This is a genomic window from Aeromonas sp. FDAARGOS 1415 (assembly GCF_019048365.1).
In the GTDB taxonomy this organism is placed as follows: Bacteria; Pseudomonadota; Gammaproteobacteria; order Enterobacterales; family Aeromonadaceae; genus Aeromonas; species Aeromonas taiwanensis.
This window is the reverse complement of the sequence record NZ_CP077363.1, coordinates 2,615,589-2,642,180: the sequence shown is the minus strand read 5'-3', so window position 1 is coordinate 2,642,180 and position 26,592 is coordinate 2,615,589. Positions and strand designations below refer to the sequence as shown.

The 26,592-nt window shown below is 63.8% G+C and carries 28 protein-coding genes and 1 pseudogene; all 29 read right to left on the bottom strand.

What is annotated here, in order from left to right:
- Positions 1–159: 159 nt before the first annotated feature.
- The 29 genes and pseudogenes from ccmB to fliH all read right to left on the bottom strand — a co-directional run bounded on the left by ccmB (position 160) and on the right by fliH (position 26,577).
- Entirely contained in the window at positions 160–828 is a 669-nt protein-coding gene (gene ccmB / locus I6L45_RS12590; RefSeq protein ID WP_210548184.1) for a heme exporter protein CcmB, read from the bottom strand.
- A gap of 3 nt (positions 829–831) precedes the next feature.
- A complete protein-coding gene (gene ccmA / locus I6L45_RS12585; RefSeq protein WP_216982237.1) occupies positions 832–1,467 on the bottom strand; it encodes a cytochrome c biogenesis heme-transporting ATPase CcmA in 636 nt (211 codons plus the stop codon).
- Between the two features lie 214 nt (positions 1,468–1,681).
- A complete protein-coding gene (locus tag I6L45_RS12580) occupies positions 1,682–2,068 on the bottom strand; it encodes a DUF2802 domain-containing protein (protein WP_043761963.1) in 387 nt (128 codons plus the stop codon).
- A 72-nt stretch (positions 2,069–2,140) separates the two neighbouring features.
- On the bottom strand, positions 2,141–2,629 hold the full coding sequence (locus I6L45_RS12575) for a chemotaxis protein CheW (RefSeq protein WP_010673942.1): 489 nt from the start codon (positions 2,627–2,629) through the stop codon (positions 2,141–2,143).
- A 69-nt stretch (positions 2,630–2,698) separates the two neighbouring features.
- A complete protein-coding gene (locus I6L45_RS12570; RefSeq protein WP_216982236.1) occupies positions 2,699–3,574 on the bottom strand; it encodes a chemotaxis protein CheW in 876 nt (291 codons plus the stop codon).
- Complete coding sequence (locus tag I6L45_RS12565) at positions 3,571–4,365, bottom strand: ParA family protein (RefSeq protein WP_134696609.1); 795 nt, start codon at positions 4,363–4,365, stop codon at positions 3,571–3,573. Before I6L45_RS12565 ends, I6L45_RS12570 begins: the two co-directional genes overlap by 4 nt.
- A gap of 4 nt (positions 4,366–4,369) precedes the next feature.
- A complete protein-coding gene (locus tag I6L45_RS12560) occupies positions 4,370–5,278 on the bottom strand; it encodes a flagellar motor protein MotB (RefSeq protein ID WP_216982235.1) in 909 nt (302 codons plus the stop codon).
- A gap of 2 nt (positions 5,279–5,280) precedes the next feature.
- Positions 5,281–6,018, bottom strand: coding sequence for a flagellar motor protein (locus I6L45_RS12555; RefSeq protein ID WP_043761967.1), 738 nt, complete (start codon positions 6,016–6,018; stop codon positions 5,281–5,283).
- 2 nt (positions 6,019–6,020) lie between these two features.
- Positions 6,021–7,133 carry a chemotaxis response regulator protein-glutamate methylesterase gene (locus tag I6L45_RS12550; RefSeq protein ID WP_043761968.1) on the bottom strand — a complete coding sequence of 371 codons (1,113 nt, stop codon included), beginning with the start codon at positions 7,131–7,133 and terminating at the stop codon, positions 6,021–6,023.
- A gap of 31 nt (positions 7,134–7,164) precedes the next feature.
- The gene (locus tag I6L45_RS12545) at positions 7,165–9,318 is read right to left on the bottom strand and encodes a chemotaxis protein CheA (RefSeq protein WP_216982234.1); all 2,154 of its coding nucleotides are present in this window, start codon (positions 9,316–9,318) and stop codon (positions 7,165–7,167) included.
- An 11-nt stretch (positions 9,319–9,329) separates the two neighbouring features.
- Entirely contained in the window at positions 9,330–10,070 is a 741-nt protein-coding gene (locus tag I6L45_RS12540) for a protein phosphatase CheZ (protein ID WP_043761972.1), read from the bottom strand.
- Between the two features lie 12 nt (positions 10,071–10,082).
- Positions 10,083–10,466 carry a chemotaxis response regulator CheY gene (cheY, locus tag I6L45_RS12535; protein WP_010673934.1) on the bottom strand — a complete coding sequence of 128 codons (384 nt, stop codon included), beginning with the start codon at positions 10,464–10,466 and terminating at the stop codon, positions 10,083–10,085.
- A gap of 110 nt (positions 10,467–10,576) precedes the next feature.
- Positions 10,577–11,293, bottom strand: a complete 717-nt coding sequence (locus tag I6L45_RS12530; protein ID WP_042076843.1) for an RNA polymerase sigma factor FliA — start codon at positions 11,291–11,293, stop codon at positions 10,577–10,579.
- Complete coding sequence (locus I6L45_RS12525; RefSeq protein WP_197068439.1) at positions 11,286–12,161, bottom strand: MinD/ParA family protein; 876 nt, start codon at positions 12,159–12,161, stop codon at positions 11,286–11,288. The genes I6L45_RS12530 and I6L45_RS12525 overlap by 8 nt, the downstream gene beginning before the upstream one ends.
- 1 nt (position 12,162) lies before the next feature.
- Positions 12,163–13,665, bottom strand: coding sequence for a flagellar biosynthesis protein FlhF (gene flhF / locus I6L45_RS12520; RefSeq protein ID WP_216982233.1), 1,503 nt, complete (start codon positions 13,663–13,665; stop codon positions 12,163–12,165).
- Between the two features lie 16 nt (positions 13,666–13,681).
- Positions 13,682–15,784, bottom strand: coding sequence for a flagellar biosynthesis protein FlhA (gene flhA, locus I6L45_RS12515; RefSeq protein ID WP_043761979.1), 2,103 nt, complete (start codon positions 15,782–15,784; stop codon positions 13,682–13,684).
- 224 nt (positions 15,785–16,008) lie between these two features.
- Positions 16,009–16,137: pseudogene (locus tag I6L45_RS20190) on the bottom strand (flagellar biosynthesis protein FlhB); the annotation flags it as partial.
- 44 nt (positions 16,138–16,181) lie between these two features.
- Complete coding sequence (flhB, locus tag I6L45_RS12510; protein WP_216982232.1) at positions 16,182–17,312, bottom strand: flagellar biosynthesis protein FlhB; 1,131 nt, start codon at positions 17,310–17,312, stop codon at positions 16,182–16,184.
- Positions 17,305–18,102 (bottom strand): flagellar biosynthetic protein FliR, encoded by a 798-nt coding sequence (gene fliR, locus I6L45_RS12505; RefSeq protein WP_043761982.1) that lies wholly within the window; start codon positions 18,100–18,102, stop codon positions 17,305–17,307. The genes flhB and fliR overlap by 8 nt, the downstream gene beginning before the upstream one ends.
- Positions 18,103–18,193: 91 nt before the next feature.
- Positions 18,194–18,463: a flagellar biosynthesis protein FliQ gene (fliQ, locus tag I6L45_RS12500; RefSeq protein WP_043761984.1), complete on the bottom strand. Its 270-nt coding sequence runs from the start codon at positions 18,461–18,463 to the stop codon at positions 18,194–18,196.
- 25 nt (positions 18,464–18,488) lie between these two features.
- The gene (fliP, locus tag I6L45_RS12495; RefSeq protein WP_043761985.1) at positions 18,489–19,244 is read right to left on the bottom strand and encodes a flagellar type III secretion system pore protein FliP; all 756 of its coding nucleotides are present in this window, start codon (positions 19,242–19,244) and stop codon (positions 18,489–18,491) included.
- A complete protein-coding gene (gene fliO / locus I6L45_RS12490; protein WP_043808438.1) occupies positions 19,231–19,611 on the bottom strand; it encodes a flagellar biosynthetic protein FliO in 381 nt (126 codons plus the stop codon). Before fliO ends, fliP begins: the two co-directional genes overlap by 14 nt.
- Positions 19,608–20,003 carry a flagellar motor switch protein FliN gene (fliN, locus tag I6L45_RS12485; RefSeq protein ID WP_043761987.1) on the bottom strand — a complete coding sequence of 132 codons (396 nt, stop codon included), beginning with the start codon at positions 20,001–20,003 and terminating at the stop codon, positions 19,608–19,610. The genes fliO and fliN overlap by 4 nt, the downstream gene beginning before the upstream one ends.
- A 43-nt stretch (positions 20,004–20,046) precedes the next feature.
- Entirely contained in the window at positions 20,047–21,117 is a 1,071-nt protein-coding gene (gene fliM, locus I6L45_RS12480) for a flagellar motor switch protein FliM (protein WP_043761989.1), read from the bottom strand.
- A 10-nt stretch (positions 21,118–21,127) separates the two neighbouring features.
- Positions 21,128–21,634 (bottom strand): flagellar basal body-associated protein FliL, encoded by a 507-nt coding sequence (gene fliL, locus I6L45_RS12475; protein WP_210548175.1) that lies wholly within the window; start codon positions 21,632–21,634, stop codon positions 21,128–21,130.
- A gap of 57 nt (positions 21,635–21,691) precedes the next feature.
- A complete protein-coding gene (locus I6L45_RS12470) occupies positions 21,692–23,839 on the bottom strand; it encodes a flagellar hook-length control protein FliK (protein WP_216982231.1) in 2,148 nt (715 codons plus the stop codon).
- Positions 23,840–23,915: 76 nt separating this feature from the next.
- Positions 23,916–24,356 (bottom strand): flagellar export protein FliJ, encoded by a 441-nt coding sequence (gene fliJ / locus I6L45_RS12465; protein ID WP_216982230.1) that lies wholly within the window; start codon positions 24,354–24,356, stop codon positions 23,916–23,918.
- A 26-nt stretch (positions 24,357–24,382) separates the two neighbouring features.
- Entirely contained in the window at positions 24,383–25,714 is a 1,332-nt protein-coding gene (gene fliI / locus I6L45_RS12460) for a flagellar protein export ATPase FliI (protein WP_042076983.1), read from the bottom strand.
- Between the two features lie 59 nt (positions 25,715–25,773).
- Positions 25,774–26,577 carry a flagellar assembly protein FliH gene (gene fliH, locus I6L45_RS12455; protein WP_216982229.1) on the bottom strand — a complete coding sequence of 268 codons (804 nt, stop codon included), beginning with the start codon at positions 26,575–26,577 and terminating at the stop codon, positions 25,774–25,776.
- Between the last annotated feature and the right edge of the window lie 15 nt (positions 26,578–26,592).

Genomic DNA, 26,592 nt, shown 5'->3' with positions numbered 1-26,592 from the left:
CAGAACCTTTCAGTTATTAATTCTTAAGTGGCGGTGCCTACCATACCCATGGGGGGAAAACATCATATCCCCCGAAAGCAATAAGCAGCCATCCCCTTGATCTATCTCAACAATATCACCCAAAAACCGGCCTCAAAAAAGGACCTTTCAACAAATTAATCAGTTGACGCTGACCCGCAGCGCCGCCGATATGGCCAGGGGAGTCAGGGTCAGGGCCCCCACCAGCATGGCTCCCAGGATGGCGAGCTGCCCGGCGTAGGGCAACCCCATGCTCGCCGCCTCGATGGCGGAGGTGGCGAAAATCAGCACCGGGATATAGAGCGGCAGCAACAGCAGGCTGAGCAGCACCCCGCCCTTGCGCAGCCCCGCCGTCAGCGCCACCCCGACCGCCCCGAGCAGGCTCAGCACCGGGGTTCCCAGCGCCAGGGTGGCCACCACGGCCAGATAGGTCTTCAGGTCCAGAGAGAGCAGGATGGCGAGCAAGGGGGAGATCAGCAGCAGCGGCAGCCCCGTCAGCAACCAGTGAGCGATCACTTTGGCCAGGGCCAGCAGCCCGAGGGGATGGGGCATCAACATCATCTGCTCCAGGGCGCCGTCGCTGAAGTCATCGCGAAACAGCCGCTCCAGGGAGAGCATGGCCGCCAGCAGGGCCGCCACCCAGATGATGCCGGGGGCGATGCGGGCCAGCAGCTGGGGCTCGGGCCCGACGCCGAGGGGAAAGAGGGTGATGACGATCAGGAAGAACCAGAGCGGATTGAAGATCTCGGCCCGCTGGCGCAGGGCCATCAGCAATTCACGGTGAATAAGGTGTATGACGGCACGCAGCATGGGCTACTCCTGCAACGGCGAGGACAGGGAGAGGGTCTTGAGGCGCCCCTGCATCAGGGTGAGATCCTGGTGGGTGGTGAGAAGCACCATGCCCCCCCGATCCGCGTGGGTCAGGAACAACCGCTCCAGCACCCGGACCCCTTGCTTGTCGATGGCAGTGAAGGGCTCGTCCAGGATCCAGAGCGCCGGCTTGTCGCTCAGCCAGAGCCTGGCCAGCGCCACCCGCCGCTGCTGCCCGGCGGAGAGCTGGCCCGCGGGATAGTCCTCGAAACCAGCGAGGCCGACCTGGGCCAGCACCTGCCAGAGATCCACGTCGCCCCCGGCCGTGCCGTGCAGCTTCTGGTAGAAGGAGAGGTTCTCGAGGGGAGTCAGGGTCGCCTTGACGCCAGGCTGATGGCCCAGATAGAGCAGGCTGGCATGGTACTCGTCCCGGCAGCGGCGGATATCCTCGCCGTTCCAGCACACCTCCCCGGCGAAGGGCTGGGAGAGGCCGGTCAGCAGGCGCAACAGGCTGGTCTTGCCCACCCCGTTGGGCCCCTCAATCTGCATCAGATCCCCGGAGCGCACCGCGAAGGAGAGATGTTCAAACAGGGTGCGATCTTCACGTACGCAGCTCAGATTGTTCGCTTGAAGCAGCATGAGGATTGAATCGTTGAAAATGAGGCGGCCTGCATCTTAACACAGGATCCGGAGGCGTCTTTTCAAAGATGCCGATAATCAACAAGATTTGTGGGGAAGATCGCGCCCGTGCCAGGCGCGATATGCAGGGGGAAAGGGCGACACCCCCTCCCGGATCGAGTCATCAACTCGGGGGATGCGGGAGCGCCCTTGCCCCGCGTTCACGGCACCGGGATCAGCTTCGCCCCTTGCGCAGGGAGATGAGCAGCTCCGCCTCGGCCTGAGGCAGCTCGCACTCGCTCATCACCTCGTCGAGATCGGCGCCGAGCTCCACCATCTTGGCAGCGCGGCTGTAGAGGCGGCGCTCCGGATCCTGCAGGGTGAGCTCCTGCTGGCTGTCCTGGATCTTCTGCATGGCGCCCTCTGCGCTCTGCAGACGCTGGCCCATGCCGATGGCGCCGGTGTGCAGCTCCATCATCTGCTTGCGCAGGCTCTCCAGCTGCCCCTGCAGCGCCTCCATCCTGGCCTCGGACTCTCGCTGGCGACGACGGTGCCCCAAGACCCCGTAGAGGGCCAGCACCAGTGCGAGCAAGGACAACCCCAAGGCTGCGAATTCAATCATCAAACCATCACCTTCCTATCAAAAGGGCGCCGGGCATGGGCCATTCGCCCCGCCCGGCGCCTTCTCGTTCCGTTACAGGGAACCGATGTCTTCCCACTCTTCGTCGGAGAGCAGCTTGTTGAGATCCACCAGGATCAGCAGCTGGCCGTCGCGGTTGCTGACGCCCTGGATGAACTTGGCGCTCTCCTCGGTGCCCACCGCCGGGGCGGCATCGATCTCGGAGGAACGCAGATAGACCACCTCGGCCACGCTGTCCACCATGATGCCGATCACCTGCTTCTCCGCCTCGATGATCACGATGCGGGAGTTCTCGCTCACGTCCCCGGCCGGCAGGCCGAAGCGGGAGCGGGTGTCGATGACGGTCACCACGTTGCCGCGCAGGTTGATGATGCCCAGCACATAGTCCGGCGCGCCCGGGACCGGGGCGATCTCGGTGTAGCGCAACACCTCCTGGACCTGCATCACGTTGATGCCATAGGTCTCGTTTTCCAACTGGAAGGTCACCCACTGCAGCACTTCGTCTTCGGCCAGATTTTGTGCGATGTTGCGCTTCTCTGTCATCTTCTTGATCCTTGTATGAACCCGTCAACGGGTAAAATTAGCAATAAAACCATGGCTGTGCCGATCTTGTCAGCGGCCTTCAATGTTCACGCCGCGGCCAAGCAGCACCAGCAGCTCCCTGACGTGGAGCAGGGCACACATCTTCTCCTTGACCATGCCCGCCAGCCAGGGGCGCTTGCCCTCCTGATGGCGCCACTTCACCTGATCCCGATGCAGCAGTTCGGTGCCCTTCAACTGATGACAGGCCAGTCCCCAGGGTGATTCCCCCAGCATAATCAGATATTTGTAATCTTCCATCTCCAGATGCTGCCCCGGCATGACCCACTGGGCCGTGTCCACCACGTTCATCTTCTGCTCGCGGGAGGTCATGATCCCCTTGTACCAGCCCGGCTGGCCGAACAGGGAGGTCACCTCCCCCAGCTGGTGAATGCCGCCGAGCTCGGTCAGGGGCACCGCGAAGGTCACGCCGGCCACGTCGAAGAAGAGCGCCTGAAACTCGTTGCCGGTGTCCAGGTTCTCCCAGGTCGAGGGGGCGGGAGCGGGCTGGGCCGCAGGCTCGGGCGCCGTCAGTGTCAGGGCGACGGGTTCGGCCTCCTCCACCACGACCTCGGGCGGTGCCAGGACCACCTCGGGCTCGACCACCTCCGGCTCCGGCTCAACGACCTCGGCCTCCAGCTGGAATGGCTCGACATGGGTCTCTTCGTGGCTCAGGGCATCCATCTCGAACTGCACCTGCCCCACCTGGGCCAGCAGCTCGCTCAGCTGGGCCAGCCGGTTGTCCGCCTCCAGATAGGGGACGGCGGGCACCTCCGGTGAGGCGGCAGGCTGACGCTGCAGCGCCGGAGCCGGAACCTCGTCGTCCGGATCCTCCCGCAGCAGGGCATCGTCCAGCAGCAGGGAGTGGAAATAGTCGTCCATGGCCCGAACCTGGGTGTTTTCTCTCATGACGTCACCTCCTGGGTTCGTTGACGCTCCAGGGCGTCGAGATGGTTGAGCAGGGTCTCATAGGCATAGGTGCCGCGGCTGCCCGGCGCATAGATGGACGGGGGGATGTGCACCAGGCTGGCATCCCGGAACTTGGTGTCGATGGGAATGACCGCATTCCACACCGCCTCGCCATACTGCTCCTTGATGGACTGCAGCGTCATCAGGGAGGCGCGGGTACGCTTGTCAAACATGGTCGGAATGACGGTGTAGCGGAACTTGTCCCGCTTGGATCGCTGCATGATCTCGAAGGTCTTCATCATCCGCTCCAGCCCTTTCAGGGCGAGGAATTCGGTCTGCACCGGCACCAGGATGCGATCGCAGGCCGCCAGCGCGTTCACCATCATCACCCCCAGCACCGGCGGGCAGTCGATCAGCACATAGTCGAACTGATCCTGCACCCGCAACAGGGCGCGCTTGAGCACCAGCCCCATCCCCTCCCGGTTGCCCATCACCCGATCCAGGGTGGCCAGGGTGATGGAGGCGGGCAGCAGGCTGATGTTCTCGAACCGGGTCTTGAGGGTCATCCGGTTGACCAGCTCGGCGCTGGGTTTGGCCGCCTGGAACAGCTCGTACAGGGTGCCCTCCAGCCTGTCCGAGTCGAAGTCGAGATAGGAGGTCAGGGAGGCGTGGGGGTCGGTGTCGATCAGCAGCACCCGCTGGCCACGCTGGGCCAGAATGCCCGCCAGGGAGACGACCGTGGTGGTTTTACCGACTCCACCCTTCTGATTGGCAACCGTCCAAACAATCACTGTATCAATCCTGCCTTGTTGTTATGCGTATCCCGCCACCGGGCAAGGAGATCACCCTGATGTTGTCACTGTCGACGCTCTGTGGCGTTGTCTGTGCCGGCACCACCGTCAGCGGTTTGACGGGGGGCGGCGGCACCCAGGCGAACCTGGATATGGCGACCACCACCTTGCGATTCTGTAACCGCCCCTGCTCGGTGCCATTGTCGGCGAAGGGGGAGAACTCCCCGTACGCCTCGTAAGCGAGCCGCCCGGGGGCGATGCCCTTGCCTACCAGAGCGCTCAGCACCGCCTCGGCGCGGGCGGCGGACAGCGTCCAGTTGGAGCTGAAAATTTCGTTGTTTATCGGCTGGTTATCCGTGTAACCCCGCACCCTGACATAGTTATCGACCGGTTTCAGAATACCTGAAAGCGTATCGAGCACAGGGCCGGCATTGACCCCCAGAAAGGCGCTGCCGCTGCTGAACAAGAGGCCTGAACTCAGCTCCACCGTCAGCCAGTTGTCGTCCTGCGCCAGCTTGACCACGCCGGCATCGACCAGGGTACCCATGGCCTGCTGGAGCTGCACGTCTATCGTGGCAAGGGCCGTGCCATCTTGCTGAACTGGCGTGCCCGTGATGGGGGCCTGCGAAGGAGATGGCGAGGCATCGCTCTCCAGCAGGGAGGGGGCAGCCGACACGGGGTTGTTCAACAGGGAGCTGCCCTGCCCTTCCAGCAGCCCGTCACTGCGCGGTGCCTGGCTGAATGCCTGGGTCATGCCCTCGATGACGGCGCGATACTCCTCCTTGTTGACGATGGCCACGGAGTAGAGCACCACGAAGAGGGCGAAGATGAGCGTCATGTAGTCGGCGTAGGAGACCAGCCAGCGATCGAGATGCTCTCGCCCTTGCAGGTGCAAACGATAGCGCTTGCGCATGGCTATTCCCCTTTCAGATAGGCCCGCAGCCGTCGTTCAACCTGCTGACCGTTCTCCCCGTGGGCGATGGCCAGCAGCCCCTCCAGGGTCATCTCCTGATAGAGACCGTAATGGTAATGGAAGGCCCGCAGGCGGTTCGCGATGGGCAGATAGAGCAGGTTGGCAAACCCGACCCCGTAGATGGTGGCGACGAAGGCCACGGCGATGCCGGCCCCCAGGACGCCCGGCTCCTCCAGATGGAACATGGCCTGGATGAGCCCGATCACCGCCCCTATGATACCGATGGTCGGACTGTACCCCCCCATGGCCTCGAACACCCTGGCAGAGTGCTCGTTGCGCTCCTGCTCGATGTCGATGTCCGCCTCCAGCAGGCGGCGAATATCCTCGATGGAGACCCCGTCCACTATCATGGTGAGTCCCTGGCGGGTGAAGGGGTCGGGCTCGGCGTCCGCCTGATCCTCCAGCGCGAGCAGCCCCTGCTGGCGGGCAAACTGGGCCCAGGCTTGCAGACGTTCTGCCTGCTGCGCCAGATCCCGCTGCGGCGGGAACAGCATCCAGGCCGCCTGCCTGAGGGCGGAGAGCATGTATTTGCGGGGGGTCTGCAGGATCACCGCCCCCCAGGTTCCCCCGACCACGATGACAAATGCCGGACCGTCCAGCAGGGTCAGCAGGCTGCCACCGTGCCACCACTGGGCGACGGCGACGGCCGCCAGTGCCAGCACCAGGCCGAGGATGCCCATGATCAGCGACCCAGCTCGACCAGGATGCGCTGGGCCACCCGATCCAGCGGCAGGGATTCGCTCGCGATGCCCGCCTTGGCCACTGCCTGGGGCATGCCGTAGACGACGCAGGAGGCTTCATCCTGCGCCCAGATGGTGGCGCCCTGCTCCTTGAGCAGGCGGGCGCCGTCCCGGCCATCGGCCCCCATGCCGGTCAGCACGATGGCCAGCACCTTGTCGCCATAGGTCTTGGCGGCGGAGGCGAAGGTGATGTCGACGCAGGGTTTGTAGTTGACCTTGTCGTTGCCCTCGATGATGCGCAGGCGCGCACCGGGCCCGCGCCCTTCCAGCAGCATCTGCTTGCCGCCGGGGGCAAGGTAGGCATGACCCGGCCGCAGCACGTCGCCGTCCTCTGCCTCCTTGACCCCGATCTGGCACAGGCCGTTGAGGCGGGCGGCGAAGGCGGCGGTAAAGGTGCCGGGCATGTGCTGGATCAGCAGGATGGGATGAGGGAAATCCCCGGGCAGCTTGGTCAGCACGTTCTGCAGGGCCACCGGTCCGCCAGTGGAGGTGCCGATCGCCACCAGCTGGTAGCTCTTGCCGCTGCGCTTGAAGCTGGCGGGTGCCACCGGCGTGCGCACCGCCTCGGGCTGGCGCTCGGTAGCGCGGCTCAGGGCCGTCTCGACGGCAGGGCGCGCCAGGGGCTCCGGCGCACGGGGTCTGGCCGCCATCAGGAAACGCTTGCGGGCGATCTCCTTGACCCGCTGCTGCAGCAGGCGGACTGCCTCGTCCTTGTCGCGGGCGATGTCTTCGAACTTCTTGGGCAGAAAATCGAGGGCACCGGCATCCAGCGCATCCAGGGTCGCCTTGGCCCCTTCGTGAGTCAGGGAGGAGAACATCAGGATGGGGGTCGGACACTTGGCCATGATCTCGCGCACGGCGCTGATGCCGTCGAGCACCGGCATTTCGATGTCCATGGTGATGACGTCTGGCCGCAGCTGCTGCGCCTTGTCTACCGCCTCCCGCCCGTTCTGGGCCGTGTCGATCACCGTCATCAGGGGATCCTGATTGATGATCTCGCTGACCCGACGGCGGAAGAAACTCGAATCGTCGACCACTAATACCTTGACTGCCATTGTTATTCTTTTAACTCCTTGAGCCAGACGCTCAGTGGCGGCGGGCATAGGCCTTGAGCAGGCTGGGTACATCCAGAATGAGGGCGATGCCGCCGTCGCTGGTGATGGTAGCGCCGGCCATGCCCGGGGTTCCCTGCAGCAGGTTGTCGAGGGGCTTGATCACCACCTCTTCCTGGCCGATGAGGTTGTCCACGACGAACCCCACCTGCTGGGTGCCGATCTGGACGATGACCACGTGGCCCTGATCCTGACGGGCCGTTCTGCCGGCACCGCGCACCAGCCACTTGTGCAGGTAGAAGAGCGGGATCGCCTTGTCACGGACGATGATGGTGAGCTGACCGTCCACCATATTGGCCTTTTTCAGGTCCAGGTGGAAAATCTCGTTCACGCAGCCGAGCGGCAGGGCGAAGGTCTGCTGGCCCACCTCCACCATCAGGGTCGGCAGTATGGCCAGGGTCAGGGGCACCTTGATCTCGAGGCGGGTGCCCTTGCCCCAGGTCGAATCGATGTGCACCGAGCCATTGAGGCTGACGATGCTGGTCTTCACCACGTCCATGCCGACACCGCGGCCGGAGATGTCGGAGATCTCGGACTTGGTCGAGAAGCCGGGGGCGAAGATCAGGTTATAGGCATCGTTATCGCTCATCCGTGCCGCACTGTCGGCATCCAGCACGCCGCGGCTGATGGCGATGGACTTGAGCTTCTCCGGATCCATGCCGGCGCCGTCATCCTCGATGCAGAGCAGGATGTGATCCCCCTGCTGGGAGGCGCTCAGGGTGATGGTGCCCTGACGGGGCTTGCCCGCCTTTTCCCGCACGTCCGGCATCTCGACGCCGTGGTCACAGGAGTTGCGCACCAGGTGCACCAGGGGATCGGCCAGGGCCTCGACCAGGTTCTTGTCGAGATCCGTCTCCTCCCCCACCATCACCAGCTCGATCTCTTTCTTGAGAGTGCGGGCCAGATCGCGCACGACCCGCGGGAAGCGGCCGAACACCTTCTTGATAGGTTGCATGCGGGTCTTCATGACCGCACCTTGCAGGTCGGCGGTCACCACGTCCAGGTTGGCCACCGCCTTGGACATCTCTTCGTCGTTGCTGGCGATGCCGAGGCTCACCAGGCGGTTTCGGACGAGCACCAGCTCGCCCACCATGTTCATGATGACGTCCAGGGTCTTGGTATCCACCCGCACCGTGGTGTCGCTCTGCACCGCGCTGCTCTCGGCGGGGGCGGCCTGCTTGGCAGGGGCTGCCTTGGCCGGTGTAGCGGCAGGTTCGGGGGCGGGTTTGGCAGCCACCGGCGCCTTGGGGGGCGTCACGGGGGCAGCGGCCGCAGGCGCCCTGGTCTCGGCGACCGGGGCCTTGGGCTCGGCAGCGGGGGCGGCCATGGTGTGCTGGGGGCCCTGGCCACGACCGTGCAGCTCGTCCAGCAGACGCTCGAACTCGTCGTCGTCGATGAGCTCGTCCACCTCTTTCTGGACCGACTGCAGCGGCGCGAGATCCGGCTTGCCGCCGTGCTGACCCTGACCGTGAAGCTGGTCGAGCAGGGCTTCGAATTCGTCGTCGGTGATGTCGCCCGAGTCACTCAACACGGGGGCGGCCGAGATGGTCGGCGCCTTGCCGACACCGTGCAGCTCATCGAGCAGGCGCTCGAACTCGTCGGCGGAGATCTCGTCGATGGAGCCACCGCCATTGACGGCAGCAGGCGCCACCTCGGCGATGGTCTCGGGTTCGGGGATGGGTTCTGGCTCAGGCTCGGGCTGGGCGGCCACGCTGGCGGTGCGCAGCTGCTCCTGCCCTTCCGGCTTGCACAGCTCGTGCAGATCGTGGAGCAGATCGGGAGAGGCGGGGCTGATCTCTTCGCGGTTCTGAACCTGGGCGAACATGACGTTGATGGCATCCAGCGCCTGCAGGATGACGTCCATCAGTTCGGCGCTGAGGGTTCGCTTGCCGTTGCGCAGCATGTCGAACAGGTTCTCGGCACCGTGACAGACGTCCACCAGCTCGGTCAGGGAGAGGAAGCCCGCTCCCCCCTTGACGGTATGGAAGCCGCGGAAGATGGCATTCAACAGATTCTTGTCATCGGGTCGCTTTTCCAGGTCGACCAGTTGTTCAGACAACTGTTCCAATATTTCTGATGCTTCGACCAAAAAGTCTTGCAGTATGTCTTCATCAACTTCGAAGGCCATGCGTCACTCCATTAGAATCCCAGGCTAGACAGCAGATCGTCCACATCATCTTGACCATTGACCACATCTGATCGGGTCTGCGGGTTCATGATGGGCCCTTCCGCCTCGATGCCGCTCGCCGGCAGGCTGCGCGCCGAATGATCGCTCACGCCCTCACCGAACATGGTCAGCATCTCTATCAACTTCGTTTCAACTTCCTGCACCAGCTTGATCACCTTGCGGATCATCTGACCGGTCAGGTCCTGGAAATCCTGAGCCATCAGGATCTCCGTCAGCAGTTGTCGTAACTTATCGGCATCCGTCTCAGAAGCCTTAATGAAATCATTCAGTTGATGACAGAGCGCCTTGAATTGACCCAGCTCCAGATCCCGGCTCATCAGGGCATTCCAGTTGGGCATGACCAGCTGGATGCTGTCGTTGAGTCGATCGGCGATGGGGAGACTGGCCTCCACCGCATCCATGGTGCGGTTGGCCGCCTTGTCCGTCATGTCGATGACATAACTCAGGCGCTCCCTGGCATCCGGGATCTCGTGGGTCGCGAGGTCAGGGATCCGCGGATCCAGGCGAAAGTCCTGCAAGGAGTTGTGTAGCTGGCGGGTCAGTTGCCCCACCTTGTCGAACAGGGCCGCCGCATTGGGGGCGCACACATCGGCGAGGATGGTATCGGCCTGTTCAAACTCTTCTCGCTCCAGATGGGCAACCAGCATCCTTGCCTGTTCAAGGGAGATCATGGCATTCGTTTTGGCCTTCATCCCAGCCGCTCCTTAGCCGATGCGTTCAAAGATCTTGTCGAGCTTCTCTTTGAGGGTGGCGGCGGTGAACGGCTTGACGATATAGCCATTGACCCCGGCCTGGGCGGCTTCGATGATCTGCTCGCGCTTGGCCTCTGCAGTCACCATCAGTACCGGCAGGTGCTTGAGTTTGTCGTCCAGACGGATCGCCTTGAGCAGGTCGATGCCCTGCATGCCGGGCATGTTCCAGTCGGTCACCACGAACTGGAAGTCACCGTTCTTGAGCATCGGCAATGCCGTGTTGCCATCGTCTGCTTCATGGGTGTTGTTGTATCCCAGGTCACGCAGCAAGTTCTTGATAATCCGGCGCATCGTTGAAAAGTCATCGACGATGAGGATTTTCATGTTCTTGTCCAAAGTTCCTCCTAAAGAGCCGCCACGACGGCTCGCTTACATGATGCAGATCGCAGGTTTAACGGTGCGGATTATGCCTTAGAGTGGCGTTCCAGTGTAGCCAGTACAACGACTTATACATTCCAATCTCGCAAACGGGCGCGCAATCTGTGCATGGCCTGGCTGTGGATCTGGCTCACCCGAGACTCGCTCACACTCAAGACTTCACCGATCTCGCGCAGGTTCAGCTCTTCATCGTAATAAAGGGATAGCACCAATGCCTCCCGTTCGGGCAGGCGGGCGATGTGTTCGGCCAGGGCCCCCTGGAAACGCTCGGCCGCGAGATCGTCGTAGCCACCGTGGCTCGCGTCATCGGGATGCCCGATCACGTCCTCGCTGACCCCCAGATCCTCGATGCCGATGATCTTGCCGCAGGAGACATCCTGCAGCATGGCGTGGTACTCCCCGAGGGAGACCCCCATGTTGGCGGCCACCTCGGTGTCCCTGGCGTCCCGGCCATGAGCCTGCTCCACGTTCTCGATGGCCTCGGCGATGGCGCGGCTGTTGCGGTGCACCGAGCGGGGCACCCAGTCCCCGCGGCGAATTTCGTCCAGCATGGCGCCGCGAATGCGGATGCCGGCATAGGTTTCAAAGCTGGCCCCCTTGCTCCCGTCAAAGTTGCGGGAGGCTTCGAGCAGCCCAATCATACCTGCCTGGATCAGGTCATCCAGCAAGACACTGCTTGGCAGGCGAGCCAATAGATGCTGGGCAATCCGCTTGACCAGCGGAGCGTGACGCTCGACCAGCACGTAGGAATCCTGATGACGCAAGTATGCTTGGGCTTTATTCACGGGAGTCTTCCTGTGTGATGACCGGCTTTTGCAACAAGTTTTCCAGGAAAAATTCGAGGTGACCGCCCGGCTGGTTCGGGATGGCCCAGCTCGCCGCCTTGTTGGCCAGGGCACGGAATGCCAGGGCGGCGGGCGACTTGGGAAACGCCTCGACGATCAGCTTCTGCTTGCGCACCGCAGCACGCAGGTTGGTGTCGTAAGGGACGCAGGCCACCAGCTCCAGGGAGGTGTCCAGGAAGCGGTCGGTGACCCGGGTCAACTTGGCGAACAGCTCCTGCCCCTCGCGCAGGGAGCGGACCATGTTGGCCACCACCTTGAAGCGGAACACACCGTGATCCTTGGAGAGGATCTTGATGAGAGCATAGGCATCCGTGATGGAGGTGGGTTCGTCACACACCACCACCATGATGTCCTGGGCCGCACGGGTGAAGCTCAGCACCATGTCGGAGATCCCCGCCGCCGTGTCCACCAGCAGCACGTCCACCGGGGTTTTCATCTCGCCAAACGCCCGGATGAGCTCGGCATGCTGCACGGGGGAGAGCTCGACCATGGACTGGGTACCCGAGGTGGCCGGCACTATCATCATGCCGTAGGGCCCCTCGACGATGATGTCGTCTATGGTGCACTCCCCAGCCAGTACGTGGGAGAGGTTGCGATGCACCCGCAGCCCCAGCATGACGTCGACGTTGGCCAGACCCAGGTCGGCATCCAGCACCATCACCCGCTTGCCCTGGGCAGCCATGGCTCCCGCCACGTTCAGGGTCACGTTGGTCTTGCCAACCCCCCCCTTGCCTCCGGACACGGCGATCACTTTTACTCGATTGTTTTGACGCATTTTGCGCAGACCACTCGCCTGATCCATATACATGTTACTCATAAAACTCCGAATCTTCGGTCTCGCCGAAACCCGATCCCCAGAAATAGGGATCCTCTGCTTCCCGCTCCAGCGACCCCATGGCGGCGCCGACCAGCAGCGCTGCGTTGGCAACTTGAATATCTTCCGGCACCCGTTGCCCGTCGGTGATGTAGCTGATGGGCAGGGCGTTCTGAATGCAGACGTTGATCACTTCCCCCAGATTCAGGCTCTCGTCGAGCTTGGTCAGGATGCAGCCGGAGAGCGGAATACGCCGGAAGTGATCCACCGCCTCCTGCATCACCCGCCGCTGGGAGGTGGCCGACATGACCAGGTAGCTGCGGATGCGCACCTTGGCGTTCTTGACCAGGGTGTCGAGCTGCTCGGTCAGGCGGATGTCCCGCTGACCCACACCGGCGGTATCGATGAGCACCAGCCGGCGGTGGCGGAACTGATAGAGCGCATTGGCCAGCTCCTCGGCATCGCGCACCTGGCGCACCGGGCAGCCCATGATGCGGCCATAGGTCTGCAGCTGTTCGTGGGCGCCGATACGGTAGTTGTCCGTGGTGATGAGCGCCACCTGCTCGGCCCCGTACTTCATGGCAAAGCGGGCCGCCAGCTTGGCGATGGTGGTGGTCTTGCCCACCCCGGTCGGTCCGAGCAGGGCCACCGCCCCCCCCTGACGCAGGATCTCGTCCTCGCTGATCTTGAGCTGGGCGGTCAGGACCTCGGCCAGCTGGGCCATGGCCTGGTGAATGGGCATGTCTTCCGGGATGAGCCCCGCCAGCTGATCGGCAAAGGCGTCGTCGAAGCCCATCTTCTTGAGCTCCTTGATGAGCAGGGCGCGCATGGGCTCGCGGCGCTCCACCTCCTGCCACATCAGGCCGGAGATCTGGTGCTCCAGCAGCTTGCGGATGCTGGCCATCTCCTTGCGCATCCCTTCCATCTCCTGATCCCGCGGGGCGGACTGGGCGGGGCGTGCGGCAGCCGGGCGAGCCTTGGGTTTGGCGGGCTCGGGCGCGGCGCCCCACTGGCCCTGTTCAGCCAGGGTTCTGGGCGCTCCACCGGCGGCGGCCGGCCCGGCGGACTGGGTGCCGGCACCATTGGCGGACCACGACGGCGAAGCGCCATTGCCATTGCCATTGCCTGGCGCACCGGCGGACCAGGAGGGCGAGGCACCATTGCCGTTGCCCGCCGGATTGCCCGGATTGAGCTTCTGCTGGCGTGCCAGCAGGGCCGCCAGGGTATCGGCGTAGTATTCGTTCTGTTCCTTGGCCGGCGCCGTGCGCGTCATCTGCTTGCCCGCAGACGAGATATTGACGCTCTCTTCATTCAACTGACGGCGAACCGGCGCGTCCTTGGGTCCCGGTACCTGGGACTGATAATCGACGGCCGCGACTATCTCCACCCCACCGGTGACCTTTTTGTTGGACATGATGACGGCATCGGGCCCGAGAGTCTCCTTGACCTCGGCCAGCGCCGTGCGCATGTCTTTGGCAAAAAACCGCTTAATCTTCACCCGTCGTCTCCGCTAACTAGCCCTGTCCTACCGCACTGACGATGCGGATCTGCTTGTCGTCAGGCACTTCCTGATAAGACAGCACGCGTAATCCAGGAATGGCATTCTTGACAAACTTCGCCAGGGTATTGCGCAATATCCCCGATGTCAGAAGCACGGCCGGCTGGCCTTCCAGTTCTTGTCGTTGAGTGGCTTCCACCAGAGAGCGCTGCATCCGCTCCGCCAGTCCCGGCTCGATGCCGGCGCCATCTCCCCCACCTGCTTGCAGGGATTGATGCAATATGCGTTCCAACTCCGGTGACAAGGTGATCACCGGCAGCTCGGGTTCGGGGCCCGCAATCTCCTGCACGATGAGTCTGCGCAGGGCGATACGGCAGGCCGCGGTCAGCACTTCCGGATCCGGGCTGCGGGGCGCATATTCCACGAGGGTCTGCAGGATAGTGCGCATGTCGCGAATTGGCACGCCCTCATTGAGGAGATTTTGCAATACCTTCACCAGGTTGCCCATGCTGATCACCTCGGGAACCAACCCTTCCACCAGCTTGCTCTGGTGCTTCCCTATCATGTCGAGCAATTGCTGCACCTCGTCGTGACCCAGCAGCAGGGCCGCGTGGTTGGAGAGGATCTGGCTGAGGTGGGTGGCCACCACGGTGGCCGCATCGACCACTGTGTAGCCCAGGGTCTGCGCCTGGGAAACCTGCTCCTTGGCCACCCAGACCGCCTCCAGCCCGAAGGCGGGATCCTGGGTCGCAATACCCTGGATCTGGCCAAACACCTGGCCCGGGTTGATGGCCATCTCCTTGTCGTGATAGACGGTGGCCTCCCCCGTGCTCACCCCCATCAGGGTGATGCGGTACTGATTGGGGGCGAGATCCAGGTTGTCACGAATGTGTACGGCAGGTACCAGGAAGCCGAACTCCTGGGAGAGCTTCTTGCGCACCCCCTTGATGCGGTTGAGCAGTTCACCCCCCTGGTTCTTGTCCACCAGCGGAATGAGCTGATAGCCCACCTCCAGCCCGATGATGTCCACGGGCATGACGTCGTCCCAGCTCAGATCCTTCTGCTCCACCGGGGCATCCCCCTGGGCCGGCAGCAGTTCGCCGCTCGCCGCCCGCGCCTTGTTCTGCTTCTCGCGGCGCAGCAGCCACCAGGCACCGGCGGCCGCCACGGCCCCCAGGCTCAGGAAGGCCAGGTGCGGCATGCCGGGCACACTGCCCATCATCAGCAGGATGCCGGCGGAGATCACCAGGGCCTTGGGGTTCTCGAACAGCTGGCCGAGCACCGCCGTGCCCATGTCCTGGTCGGTATTCTGACGGGTGACGATGATGGCCGCGGCGATGGAGAGCAGGAGCGACGGGATCTGGGCGACCAGGCCGTCACCGATGGCCAGCAGGGTGTAGACCTGGGCCGCTTCGCCGAAGGTGAGCTGGTGCTGCATCATGCCGATGATGAAGCCGCCGATGATGTTGATGAAGAGGATCATGATGCCTGCGATGGCATCCCCCTTCACGAATTTGGACGCACCGTCCATGGAGCCGTAGAAGTCCGCTTCCTGGGTGACCTCCTGACGGCGCTTCTTGGCTTCTTCCTGGTTGATGAGGCCGGCATTCAGGTCCGCGTCGATGGCCATCTGTTTGCCGGGCATGGCGTCCAGGGTGAAGCGGGCGCTCACCTCGGAGATCCGGCCCGCCCCCTTGGTGACGACCACGAAGTTGATGATCACCAGGATCATGAAGACGATGATGCCCACCGCATAGTTGCCGCCGATCACCACGTTGCCGAAGGCCTCGATCACGTGACCGGCCGCCGCACTGCCGTTGTGGCCTTCCAGCAGCACCACCCGGGTAGAGGCGACGTTGAGCGCAAGGCGCAGCAGGGTGGCGATCAGCAGGACGGTGGGGAAGGCGGCAAACTCCAGGGGGCGGCGGGTATAGACGGCCACCAGCAGCACCACGATGGAGAGGGCGATGTTGAAGGAGAAGAGGATATCCAGCATCAGGGGCGGAATGGGGAGCACCACCATGCCCAGGGACGCCAGCACCAGCAGCGGGGTCCCTACCCCTCTGCTCAGCAACCACTTGTACTCTTTGAAACGGCCCAGTCCCGCCTTGAATCCCATCGTGCTTCTCGATTATCAACCGCCAGTGCCGGATTAAAGCAAATATCAAGCCAACGATTCAATTCATTGATCTAAATGACTTTTATTTTACAGCTGTCAGAAGTCCGTCGGGCTTGGCGGCGGGTCGCTGGGCAACAAGCAGAAAAGGGAATCAATGAGGTCCTATGGCAGTGCTTGGCGCAGAGCGGCACCTGACAAGATGATACCATCCAATTCAGGCGCCGCTATCCAGGGCCTTGCTTTCGGAACTCCGGCGGAATGGGCAGATCCTTGGCGCTCGGCGTCGGGCGTCGGCCGCGGCGGAACGTCTTGAGCTGGTATACACAGGCCAACCCTTAGACCACGGCGGCAAATTGCAGGATGACGAAACCCCGTTCAGGCGCCGCTATCCAGGGCCTTACTTGCGAAATTCCGGCGGGATGGGCAGATCCTTGGCGATCGGGGTCGGGCGCCGGCCGCGGCCACGGCGGAACTTCTTGAGCTGGTAGACGTAGGCCAGCACCTGGGCCACGGCGGCAAAGAGCCCCTCCGGGATCTCCTGACCAATCTCGGTGGCGTGGTAGATGGCCCGGGTCAGCGGCGGGGAGGACATGACGGGAATGTCGTACTCGCGGCCAATCTCCCGGATCTTCATCGCCACCTCGTCGACCCCCTTGGCCAGCACCTTGGGTGCAGCCCCCGGCTTGCCCGCGTCGTACTTCAGGGCCACCGAGTAGTGGGTAGGGTTGGTGATGATGACGTCCGCCTTGGGCACGTCCCCCATCATGCGGCGCATGGCCATCTGCATCTGCAGCTGGCGGATCCGCCCCTTGACCTCGGGCTTGCCCTCGCTGTCCTTGAACTCGTCCTTGACCTCCTGCTTGGTCATCTTGAGCTGGCGGTTGTGGTTCCAGGTCTGGAACGGCACGTCGATGGCGACGATGGGGATCAGGGCGCAGCAGAGGATGATTAGCATCCACAGCAGCAGGTCCAGCGCGTCTATGATGCCGCCGGGGAAGCCCTCCAGGGAGAGATTGAGCAGGTGGTCGAACTGGCTGGAGAGCATCCACCAGGCGAACAGGGAGATGAAGACCACCTTGGCGATGGACTTGACCAGCTCCACCAGGGATTGCACCCCGAACATCCTCTTCAAACCACTCAAGGGGCTCAGCTTGCTCCATTTGGGCAGCATGGCCTCGGAGGAGAAGTTCATCCCGCCGAGCAGGGTGTTGCCGACGAAGGCGGCGATGATCACCAGCAGAAACAGCAGCCCCAGGGGCTGGATCAGCGTCCCCAGCAGGGCCGGCACCATGACCCCCATGGCATTGGGGTCGAAGGCCTGCTCCCGCTCCAGGGTAAAACCCATGGTCAGCACCCTGACCATGGCGTCCGCCAGGCTCTCCTTGATCATCAGGAGGCCGAACACGGTCGCCAGCAAGACGCTGGCGGTGCCCAGCTCCTTGGATCGTGCAATCTGCCCTTTTTCCCGGGCTTGTTGCAGTCGTTTGCCCGTGGGTTGTTCTGTGCGTTCCTGATCGGTATCAGCCATGCTGACCCCCGAGGCACTGAACGTTGATCAGTTCACAACTGGTCTCCTGCACCCGCTCCCAGAGGGCGTCGAAGTGCCCCATGAAGCCGCCGATGGTGAGCCAGAGGATGAAGAGGCCCGACATCATGCTCACCGCGAAGCCGATGCTGAAGATGTTGAGCTGGGGGGCCGCCCGGGTCATGACCCCGAACGCGAAGTTGATGAGCAGCAGGGCGATGATGGCGGACAGCGCCATCACCAGGGAGGCCTGGTACATGACCCCGAGGAAGCTCACCAGGCTGCGGATGGCCGGCAGGGTGAGGCCGCTGTCCGACACCGGCAGGGTCTCGAAGCTCAGCACCACCATGCGCAGCATCAGCAGGTGACCGTCCACCGCCAGGAACACCAGGGTCGCCAGCATCAGGTAGAACTGGCCGACCACGGGGGCGGACTGGCCGTTCATGGGATCCACCAGGGTGGCAAAGCCCAGACTGGTCTGCATGGCGATGACCTGGCCCGCCATGACGAAGGTTTCCAGCAGAAACTGGGTCATGAGGCCGAGCGCGATGCCGATGAGCAACTGCTGTGCCAATACCAGGAAGCTGCCCACGGAGAAGAGCTCAATCTTTGGCATGGGGGGCAGCAGGGGCGCGATGATGAGGGTGATGGCGAGGGAGAGGCCGATGCGGATGTGGGCCGGTGCCAGCCGGCTGCCAAACACCGCCATCACCATCAGCAGGCTGCTCACCCGGGCGAGCGGCCAGAGGATGGACGACAGCCACTCCATGATGAGCGCTGTGGTATAGGTCATGGTGCCACTGGCCCCGCCAGGCCATGCAGCCCATTCCCCCACAGGTCCCCGCCCACGGTAGCGCGGGGGAGCAGGTTCCCCTTGGCAAGCATCAGCCGACGACCTCGGGGATCTGGCTGACCATCAGCTGGAAGAAGTCCATCAGGCTCTGCAGCCCCCAGTGGGCACCGGCCCCCAGGGCCAGCAGGGTGACCACGAGGCGGGGCAGGAAGCTCAGGGTCTGCTCGTTGATGGAGGTGGCGGCCTGGAAGATGGCGACGATGAGGCCCACCATCAGGCTCGGCAGGATCACGGCGCACACCATGATGGTCACCAGCCAGAGTGCCTCGCGAAAGACGTCGACAAAGGTTTCAGGGCTCATCTATCGGCTCCTCTCTATTGGCTGGCTAGCCTGTGCCCAGCCCGAAGCTGTTGGCGAGCGACCCCAGGATCAGGTTCCAGCCGTCCACCATGACGAACAGCATCAGCTTGAACGGCAGGGAGACCAGCATCGGGGAGAGCATCATCATCCCCATGGCCATCAGGATACTCGCCACCACCAGGTCGATGACCAGGAAAGGCAGGAACAGCATGAAGCCTATCTGGAAGGCGGTCTTGAGCTCGCTCGTCACGAAAGCCGGGATAAGCACCCGCAGGGGCACCTCCTCCGGGGTTGCCACCTGGACGTTGGCAATCTCCATGAAGGTGTTGAGATCCTTGACCCGGGTCTGGGCCAGCATGAACTGGTGGATGGGCAGCTCGGCCTTCTCCAGCGCCTCCTTGGCCCCTATGGTCTCGGCCAGATAGGGTTGCAGCGCCTCGTTGTTGATGCGATCCAGCACCGGGGACATGATGAAAAACGACATGAAGAGGGCGATACCGATCAGCACCTGGTTCGAGGGGCTCTGCTGCAGGCCGATGGCCTGGCGCAGGATGCCGAGCACCACGATGATCCGGGTGAAGGAGGTCATCATGATGACCATGGCCGGCAGGAAGGAGAGCGCGGTCATGAGCGCCAACACCTGCAGGGTCAGGCTGTACTCCTGACTGCCGTCCGCCATGGTCTTGACGGTGACCGCCGACATGCCGTCCTGGGCCATCGCCAGGGGCGAGAGCACCATGGCGAGCAGGCCCAGGCCCCCTATCCAGTTAACTTTTTTCATGCTTGCCCATCAATTTGCCGAGCTGCTGGGAGAACGCCTGGGGCTGGCTCTCGTCCAGCGGCTCCTCCAGGCGGTAGAGGAAGTTGACCTGCTGCGGCGTCACCCCGACGAGCAGCTGCTGACCGCCCACCTTGACCACCATCAGCTTCTCCTTGTAGCCGAGCGGCAGGGTGGCGATGACCTTCATCTGGCCGCCCCCCATCACCTGGGTGAGCTTGCTCTTCTTGAGCAGGAAGCCCAGCACCAGAATGAGGCCGATGACCATCAGGCTGGAGAGCAGCCAGGAGGTGATGCTGGGGGGATTGGCCGCCCCCGGGTTGGCCAGCACGGGCAGGGTGAACAGCCACAACGAGAGCGCGCGGATCATTTGAGCTTCTTGATCCTTTCGATTTGACTGATGACGTCGGTCAGACGGATGCCGAACTTGTCGTTCACCACCACTACCTCGCCGTGGGCGATCAGGGTGCCGTTGACCAGCACGTCCAGGGGCTCGCCCGCCACCCGATCCAGCTCCACGACGGAACCCTGGTTCAGCTGCAGCAGGTTGCGGATGCTGATCTGGCTGCGCCCCACTTCCATGGCGATGGTCACCGGGATGTCCAGAATGGTGTCCAGCTTGCGCCGCTCTTCGGCGCTGATGGGGGATTCGTCCTTGAGCTCCTCCAGGGGGGCGGGTCTGGCTTCGGCCGTGACCTGTTCCTCCAGCGCGGCCGCCCAGGCGTCAGCCATCAGATCCTGCTCGTCATCGGTGTCGCTCATCTTCAATTCCTCAGTGTTGCAAGCTCCCCGCAGGGAGGGTCAATCAGGGGTGTCTGTCTGCGATGCTGCGCTCGAGCTCTTCCAGCTCGGCTTCGCCATCAATGCGCACGCCCCCCCGGGTCACCAGATGCATCTCTGTCTTGACCCCGTCAGGGCGTTTGATTTTGTCGGTGATCTTGAGCGCCACGTTCTCCTTGGTCCGCCCCATCTTGGCGTGGAAGGTGGGCAGATCCTCCACAAAGACCAGCAGGTTCTCCGGCATCTCCACCGGGATGATGTCGCCGGGTCTGAGCTCCATCAGCTCCCGCAAGGAGAGCTCGGTCTCCAGCAGCTTGGCCTTGAGCTCCACCTTGACGTCCATGATCTCGTCGCGCAGGGCCTTGCTCCAGCGCACGTCGGTGTCCCCCTTGTCGCTCTGGACACCGGCATCCAGCAGCTCGCGGATGGGCTCCAGCATGGAGTAGGGCATGGCCACGTGGAAGTCGCCGCCGCCGCCGTCCAGCTCGATGTGGAAGGAGCTTACCACGATGACCTCGGTGGGGCTGACGATGTTCGCCATGGCCGGGTTCACCTCGGAGTCGAGGTACTCGAAGCCCACGTCCATCACGGGGGCCCAGGCATCCTTGTAGTCCTCGAACACCAGCTTGAGCAGCATCTGGATGATGCGCCGCTCGGTGGGGGTGAACTCGCGCCCCTCGATCTTGGCGTGGTAACGGCCGTCACCACCGAAGAAGTTCTCCACCAGGATGAAGACCAGACGGGCCTCCATGGTGATGAGCGCCGTGCCCTTGAGGGGACGGAAGCGCACCATGTTCAGGCTGGTCGGCACGAACAGGGTGTGGACGTATTCGCCGAATTTCAGCATCTGCACGCCGTTGATCGACACCTCGGCGGTGCGCCGCATCATGTTGAACAGGCTGATGCGCATGTGGCGGGCAAACCGTTCGTTCACCAGCTCCAGGGTCGGCATGCGGCCGCGGACGATGCGGTCCTGGGAGGAGAAGTCAAACTGGGTGATACCGGGATCCCCGGCCGCCCCCAACTCCTCCTCTTCGACATCATCGACACCGTGCAGCAGGGCATCAATCTCGTCCTGACTTAACAGATCGCTCACGCTTCACCTTTCATTGCATGACAAAGCCGGTAAACAGCACTTGTTCGATTACGGGGGAAGAGACCAGATCATTGAGGACCCGACGGCACTCTTCCAGCGAATCCTGACGCAGCTTCTCCTTGCCCTCGAAGGTCATCAGCTGCTCGGCGGTCGCCGCGCTGAAGACCCGCAGCAGGGTGCCTTCGATCAGGGGAATATTCTGTTTGGCCAGGGTCTCGTCGGCGCTGCCCCGCACCAGCAACTGGATCTTGATCTGCACCAGCCGATCCCGCTGCCCCCCCGCCACATTGAACACGAAGGGACGCGGCATGCCCACATAGAGCGAGGGCTTGGGCGTGTTGGCTTCAGGCTTGGCCTCGGCCTCCTCGGCCGCTGGCGCATCCGAGCCGGCAAACATGAACCAGGCCCCCGCCCCGCCGCCACCCAGCAGCAGGACGACCAGGGCGACTATCATGATCAACTTCTTTTTCTTGGCCGCCGCGGGGTCTTTCAGCGTCAGCTCGTTATCGTCTGCCATCCCTTGTCCACCCTAGTCTTAAACTTGTTCGGTATCATAAACTTACTTATGAATGCATCAAGCATAGAAATCGATCCCGGCATCGTTTGCCGATTCCACCAGCAGGCTGAGGCTGCGGGCCGTCCCTTCCCCTTCCTGTGACTGGCCGCCATTGAAACCGCCCCCCTGCTGTCCCTGACCGCCGAAGGCTGACTGCCCCTGCTGCTGTGCCTGTTGCTGCGACTGCTGTTGCGGTTGTTGTTGCACCAGGGTCTGACCGAGCTGGATCCCCTGCCCCGCCAGCATGTCACGCAGTCTCGGCATGGCCTGCTCCAGCATCTCCCGGGTCTGGCCATGCTGCACCACGAAGTGGACGCTGGCCTGGCTGGAGGCGTCGAGCTGGATCTGGATCTTCATCTTGCCAAGCCCCAGGGGATCGAGCTGGATCTCCGCCTGTTGCAGCTGGTCCGTCAGCATCAGATTCACCTTCTGGTGCAGCTGGACCGGTGCCTCCGGCGTGGCCAGCTTGAGGTGCGGCAGGCTCTGGGGCTCTCGCCGTGCGGCGAGCTCGGCCGCGGGCTTGCTCTCGCCAGCCGCCGTCTGGGCAGGCTGCAGGGAGGCCGTGGCGTCGGTCTGTCCCGCCCCCTTGGTCTCAACCCCGCCAGGCTTGCCCACGTCGTCCAGAGACCCCTTCATATCGCTCTTCTTGAACTCGGCGGCAACCTTGACCATCGCGGGGGCCGACTCCATCTGCTGGATGCCGGCCGACAAGGCCGTCAGGGAGGCCTGGGGCCCCTGGGACTCCTGGCGGGCCAGAATCTGTTGCGGCGCCGCCAGCGTCGGCTCCGGGGTGCTCACGGGGGCGGCTGCCGGGCTGGAGCTGCCGGTCTGAGCCGTATTCTGTTCCGGCTTGGTCGTATTCTGTTCGAGCCTGGCTGTCTGCACCGGCTTGCTCTCCGGTGCGTCCTGAGCCGAGCCGGGCTTGCCGTCCCCGGTCGTGCCCGTCAGCCCGTCCCGGGTGCTGGCCTCACGGGGCTGATTCCCTGCGGCATTGGGCGCGTCACCCTGGGCTGCCACCTGGCTGTCCAGGCCAACCTTGACCAGCCCCTCGCCGAAGGACCTGGCCGCACCGGCCTGCGCCGTTGGGGCTTCGAGCTGTACCGTGGTGCCGGTACCCTTGTCAGCAGCGGCCTCCGGGCTCGGGATCACTTTTGATAGCAAAGCCGCCCGCTCCGCGCCGGACAGGGGGGATGGCCCCTCGGTCTTGGCCCGTGTGGCGCCAGTGTCGGCGGCCTTCTCTGTTCCCTTGTCTGTGCCTTTCTCTGCAACCTGGTCGGGAGCAGCGGATCCAAGCTCTGCGTCACTCGCCACAAGGGCGTCTGCCAGGGCCGCGTTTCCTCCCTTGCTTGCGCCGGCCTCGGCCGTAGCAGATTTATCCACGCCCTGGACATCGCCGCGCATCGCGGTTTGCGTCGTCTCGCCGTCCGCTGCTGGTGCTGGCTCAGCCTTTGCCAATCCGGTCTGAGCCAGGGCGTCTCTGGCAAGGTTGCTTTGTGTCACGTCGCCCAGGGCCAGACCGCTCTGCAGCGGGCCATGGGCTGTCGCCCCGGTTTGTACCGGATCGGTCTGTGCCTGCTCTGTTTGTGTCAGGCCGGCTTGTGCCGACTCAGTCAGTCCTGCGCTGCCCGGCACGGGGCCGCCCGGCGGCATCGGTGCAGGCTTTGCGGTAACGCCCTTGCCTTCGGCACCGGGCCCGGACAGGGCACGGGACTCGACCAGCGGCTGCGACTCGGGCGGCAAGTCATTGCCGTCGACGGGCGCACTCTCTCCCTGAGGTGAAGGAGGCACGGCGGGGTGCACCAGGCTCACGTCCTGACGCAGGGAGGCCTGCAACTGCTGAAGGAAATCGTCGGGGGGCAGACCCGGCTCGTCACCTGAGGCCTTGGCGGCTTGGGTCTCCTCCCCAGCCAGCTCGCCAGACGCCAAAGATTTGGCATCGGCGCCGTTCGTCTGCGGGTTATCGTCACTCACCCGAGGAGCCAGAGCGGCCTGACTGGCGGGGGCCTTGCCCATCAGCTGGGCCCTGACCATGGCGTCCGAGAAGGCAACCTTGCCATCGACCGGCAGCTGACCCCCCTCAACTCCCCCGATGGGAAGCGCCGAGGACGCACTGCTGTCGCTGGAAAGCACCTGAGCGGGCGTTTTAATCAACTGGGTCTGTATCATGCTGGGGTCCCTGGCGACGATTCGGTGATGACCGCGCGAGGGGTCGGCCCCGCTCGTTCAGGCTATAGAAAGCAAATTACAGGCCAGATTGGTGGTAACGACGCTGGATGGTGTAATCGTCCAGCATCTTCTGCTCCTGACGCTGGGCCTTCTGGCGCACCTTGTCCGCCTTCTTCTCCAGCAGCAGCTCCACCGCCTTGCGCCGCTGCTGGGCCTCAAGCCACTGGGTACGGCACTGGGCCAGCGCCTCGCGCACCTGAAGCACCCCCTGGTACTGCTGGGTGGCCGCATTCTCGAGCTTGTTGATGAAGGCGTGATACTGGCTGTTCTGCTGGGGGCTGATCCCTTGCAGACCGCGATCCGTCCACTGCTGGTGGTAGATCTGGCGGTACTGGTTGAGGGCATTCTGCTGATCCATGAACAGCTTCAAGTCCTGCTGCGCCTTGGCCAGCGCCATGGCGGCCTGATTCTCGGCCTCCACCAGTCGGGTCGCCAGCAACTCCAATCCTTTACTCATCTCGGCACTCCAGCGGCATTATCGGCTCAACGCATCAATGGCATGGCGACCATGTGCAGGGATTGCAGGCCTTCGTCGTAGGGAATGACCTCGCGCATTTTCTGCTGCAAGAACTGATCCAGATAGGGTTTCTGGATGATGGCCCGGTCGATCCTGGGATCCGATCCCTGGCTGTAGGCGCCTATGGTGATGAGATCCCGGTTCTGCTGGTAGAGGGAATAGAACTGCTTGAAGGTGCGCGCCAGCTCCATGTGCTCGGGGGAGGTCACCATGGGCATGACCCGGCTGATGGATTTCTCGATGTCGATGGCCGGGTAGTGGCCCGCATCCGCCAGCTCCCGCGCCAGCACGATGTGGCCGTCGAGGATGGCCCGCGCCGCATCGGCGATGGGATCCTGCAAATCGTCCCCCTCCGTCAGCACGGTGAAAAACGCCGTGATGGAGCCCTGACCGTCGCTGCCGTTGCCGGCCCGCTCCACCAGTGCCGGCAATTTGGCAAACACCGAGGGCGGGTAGCCCTTGGTAGCCGGCGGCTCCCCCACCGCCAGGGCGATTTCGCGCTGGGCCTGGGCGTAGCGGGTGAGGGAGTCCATCAGCAGCAGCACGTTGAGCCCCTGATCCCGGAAGTATTCTGCGATGGCGAGCGCCGTCTCGCACCCCTTGAGCCGCATCAGCGGCGAGGCGTCGGCGGGGGCCGCCACCACCACGGCGCGCTCGCGCCCCTCGGCGCCGAGGATCTCCTCGATGAACTCCTTCACCTCCCGGCCCCGCTCGCCGATGAGGCCCACCACCACCACGTCCGCCACCGAGCCCCGGGTCATCATGCCGAGCAGCACGGACTTGCCGACGCCGGAGCCGGCGAACAGCCCCATCCGCTGACCCTGGCCCACGGTGAGCACGGCGTTGATGGCGCGCACCCCCACGTCCATGGGTTGATGGATGGGGCGGCGGGCCAGCGGATTGATGCGGTGCTGGGCGAACTGCACCGTCTGGGAGGAGATGATGGGGCCCATGCCGTCCAGGGGCTGGCCGATGCCGTCGATGACGCGCCCGAGCAGGTTCATGCCCACCGGGATGCCGTGATCCTCGGTGACGGGCACCACGCGGGCGCCGGGAATGACCCCCTTGAGCTGTTCGCTCGGCATCAGGAACAGGCGATCGCCGGAGAAGCCCACCACCTCGGCCTCCAGGGCCCCATCCTGGGTGTCGATGCGGCACAGGGAACCGATGGCGGCGCGGCAGCCGATGGCTTCCAGGGTCAGCCCCACCACCCGGGTGAGCTTGCCCGCCACCGGCGGTATGGGGGCCTGATCGCGCACCCGGTAGCCTTGCAGCCGGTTGAGCAGGGATGCGGTCATGTTGCCTCCGAAGGGCGAGATGGGGAGAGGCCGTGCGGGTTAAAAAACCAGGTCACGGCTCAGCTCGCGTTGTCGCGCAAGAAATTGCGCAGCAGTTGATCGATGCGCCCGGAGAGGGCGAGATCGATGCTGGAAAGTTCGGTGGCGAGTTGCAGATCCCCGGGGGAGAGGGTGGGATCGCTCTGCAGCCGCCAGTGCCTCTTGACGCACTCTTCGGCACCAAAGGCCTCCTCAATCCGGGCCAGATCCTCCGGGTGCAGCATCAGGGTGACCCCCTGCTCGGCGGCAGGCAGCAGGGCCAGCCCCTGCTTGAGCGCTTCGAGCAGCAACCGGGGCGAGGTCTCGGCCTCGTGGCGGATAAGGGCACGGGCGAGCTGCTGCACCAGGGTGATGAGCTGCTGCTCCACCGCGTCATCCAGCTCGCTGAGCGGTGTGGCGAGGCGGGAGGCGAGTGCCTGCCAGCGGGCCACCTCCTGCTCCACCTGGTCGCGGCCCATGGCGAGCCCCTCTTCCCGGCCCTGCTCCAGGCCCGCCTGATGGCCCTGTTGCAAGCCTTCCAGCTTGCCCTCCTCGAGCCCCTTGGCGAAGCCGGCCTCGCGCCCCTCGCGCATCCCCTCCTCCCAGGCGGCCTGGCGGATTGCCTCCAGCTCCTCGGCGGTGATGCTGGGGGCGGGCTCTTCCACCGGCTCCTCCGGCGGCGCCTCTTGCACCTGCTCCTGGCGATACCAGTCGGGGGAGAGCCCCAGGGCATTGCTCTCGATCTCGCTCTCGGTCTCCATCTCGGGCCAGCCCCAGGCCTCGACCCTGGCCTCGTCATCCTCGGGTCTGAGATAACCGCGCAGCTTGTTGTTCTTGTTATTCATGGGCTGAAGACACTC

Bases quoted from the DNA above. Each gene is read 5' to 3' on its own strand.
- ccmA (WP_216982237.1), bottom strand. From the start codon at position 1,467: ATGCTGCTTCAAGCGAACAATCTGAGCTGCGTACGTGAAGATCGCACC.
- ccmB (WP_210548184.1), bottom strand. From the start codon at position 828: ATGCTGCGTGCCGTCATACACCTTATTCACCGTGAATTGCTGATGGCC.
- I6L45_RS12580 (WP_043761963.1), bottom strand. From the start codon at position 2,068: ATGATTGAATTCGCAGCCTTGGGGTTGTCCTTGCTCGCACTGGTGCTG.
- I6L45_RS12525 (WP_197068439.1), bottom strand. From the start codon at position 12,161: ATGTATATGGATCAGGCGAGTGGTCTGCGCAAAATGCGTCAAAACAAT.
- fliR (WP_043761982.1), bottom strand. From the start codon at position 18,102: ATGACCTATACCACAGCGCTCATCATGGAGTGGCTGTCGTCCATCCTC.
- fliJ (WP_216982230.1), bottom strand. From the start codon at position 24,356: ATGAGTAAAGGATTGGAGTTGCTGGCGACCCGACTGGTGGAGGCCGAG.
- fliL (WP_210548175.1), bottom strand. From the start codon at position 21,634: ATGGCAGACGATAACGAGCTGACGCTGAAAGACCCCGCGGCGGCCAAG.
- fliH (WP_216982229.1), bottom strand. From the start codon at position 26,577: ATGAATAACAAGAACAACAAGCTGCGCGGTTATCTCAGACCCGAGGAT.
- fliI (WP_042076983.1), bottom strand. From the start codon at position 25,714: ATGACCGCATCCCTGCTCAACCGGCTGCAAGGCTACCGGGTGCGCGAT.
- I6L45_RS12545 (WP_216982234.1), bottom strand. From the start codon at position 9,318: ATGGCCTTCGAAGTTGATGAAGACATACTGCAAGACTTTTTGGTCGAA.
- I6L45_RS12470 (WP_216982231.1), bottom strand. From the start codon at position 23,839: ATGATACAGACCCAGTTGATTAAAACGCCCGCTCAGGTGCTTTCCAGC.
- I6L45_RS12560 (WP_216982235.1), bottom strand. From the start codon at position 5,278: ATGCGCAAGCGCTATCGTTTGCACCTGCAAGGGCGAGAGCATCTCGAT.
- fliP (WP_043761985.1), bottom strand. From the start codon at position 19,244: ATGAAAAAAGTTAACTGGATAGGGGGCCTGGGCCTGCTCGCCATGGTG.
- flhA (WP_043761979.1), bottom strand. From the start codon at position 15,784: ATGGGATTCAAGGCGGGACTGGGCCGTTTCAAAGAGTACAAGTGGTTG.
- I6L45_RS12570 (WP_216982236.1), bottom strand. From the start codon at position 3,574: ATGAGAGAAAACACCCAGGTTCGGGCCATGGACGACTATTTCCACTCC.
- flhB (WP_216982232.1), bottom strand. From the start codon at position 17,312: ATGGCTGATACCGATCAGGAACGCACAGAACAACCCACGGGCAAACGA.
- fliQ (WP_043761984.1), bottom strand. From the start codon at position 18,463: ATGAGCCCTGAAACCTTTGTCGACGTCTTTCGCGAGGCACTCTGGCTG.
- fliN (WP_043761987.1), bottom strand. From the start codon at position 20,003: ATGAGCGACACCGATGACGAGCAGGATCTGATGGCTGACGCCTGGGCG.
- I6L45_RS12575 (WP_010673942.1), bottom strand. From the start codon at position 2,629: ATGACAGAGAAGCGCAACATCGCACAAAATCTGGCCGAAGACGAAGTG.
- I6L45_RS12540 (WP_043761972.1), bottom strand. From the start codon at position 10,070: ATGAAGGCCAAAACGAATGCCATGATCTCCCTTGAACAGGCAAGGATG.
- I6L45_RS12550 (WP_043761968.1), bottom strand. From the start codon at position 7,133: ATGGCAGTCAAGGTATTAGTGGTCGACGATTCGAGTTTCTTCCGCCGT.
- fliO (WP_043808438.1), bottom strand. From the start codon at position 19,611: ATGATCCGCGCGCTCTCGTTGTGGCTGTTCACCCTGCCCGTGCTGGCC.
- I6L45_RS12555 (WP_043761967.1), bottom strand. From the start codon at position 6,018: ATGGGCATCCTCGGCCTGGTGCTGGCACTGGCGGCCGTCGCCGTCGCC.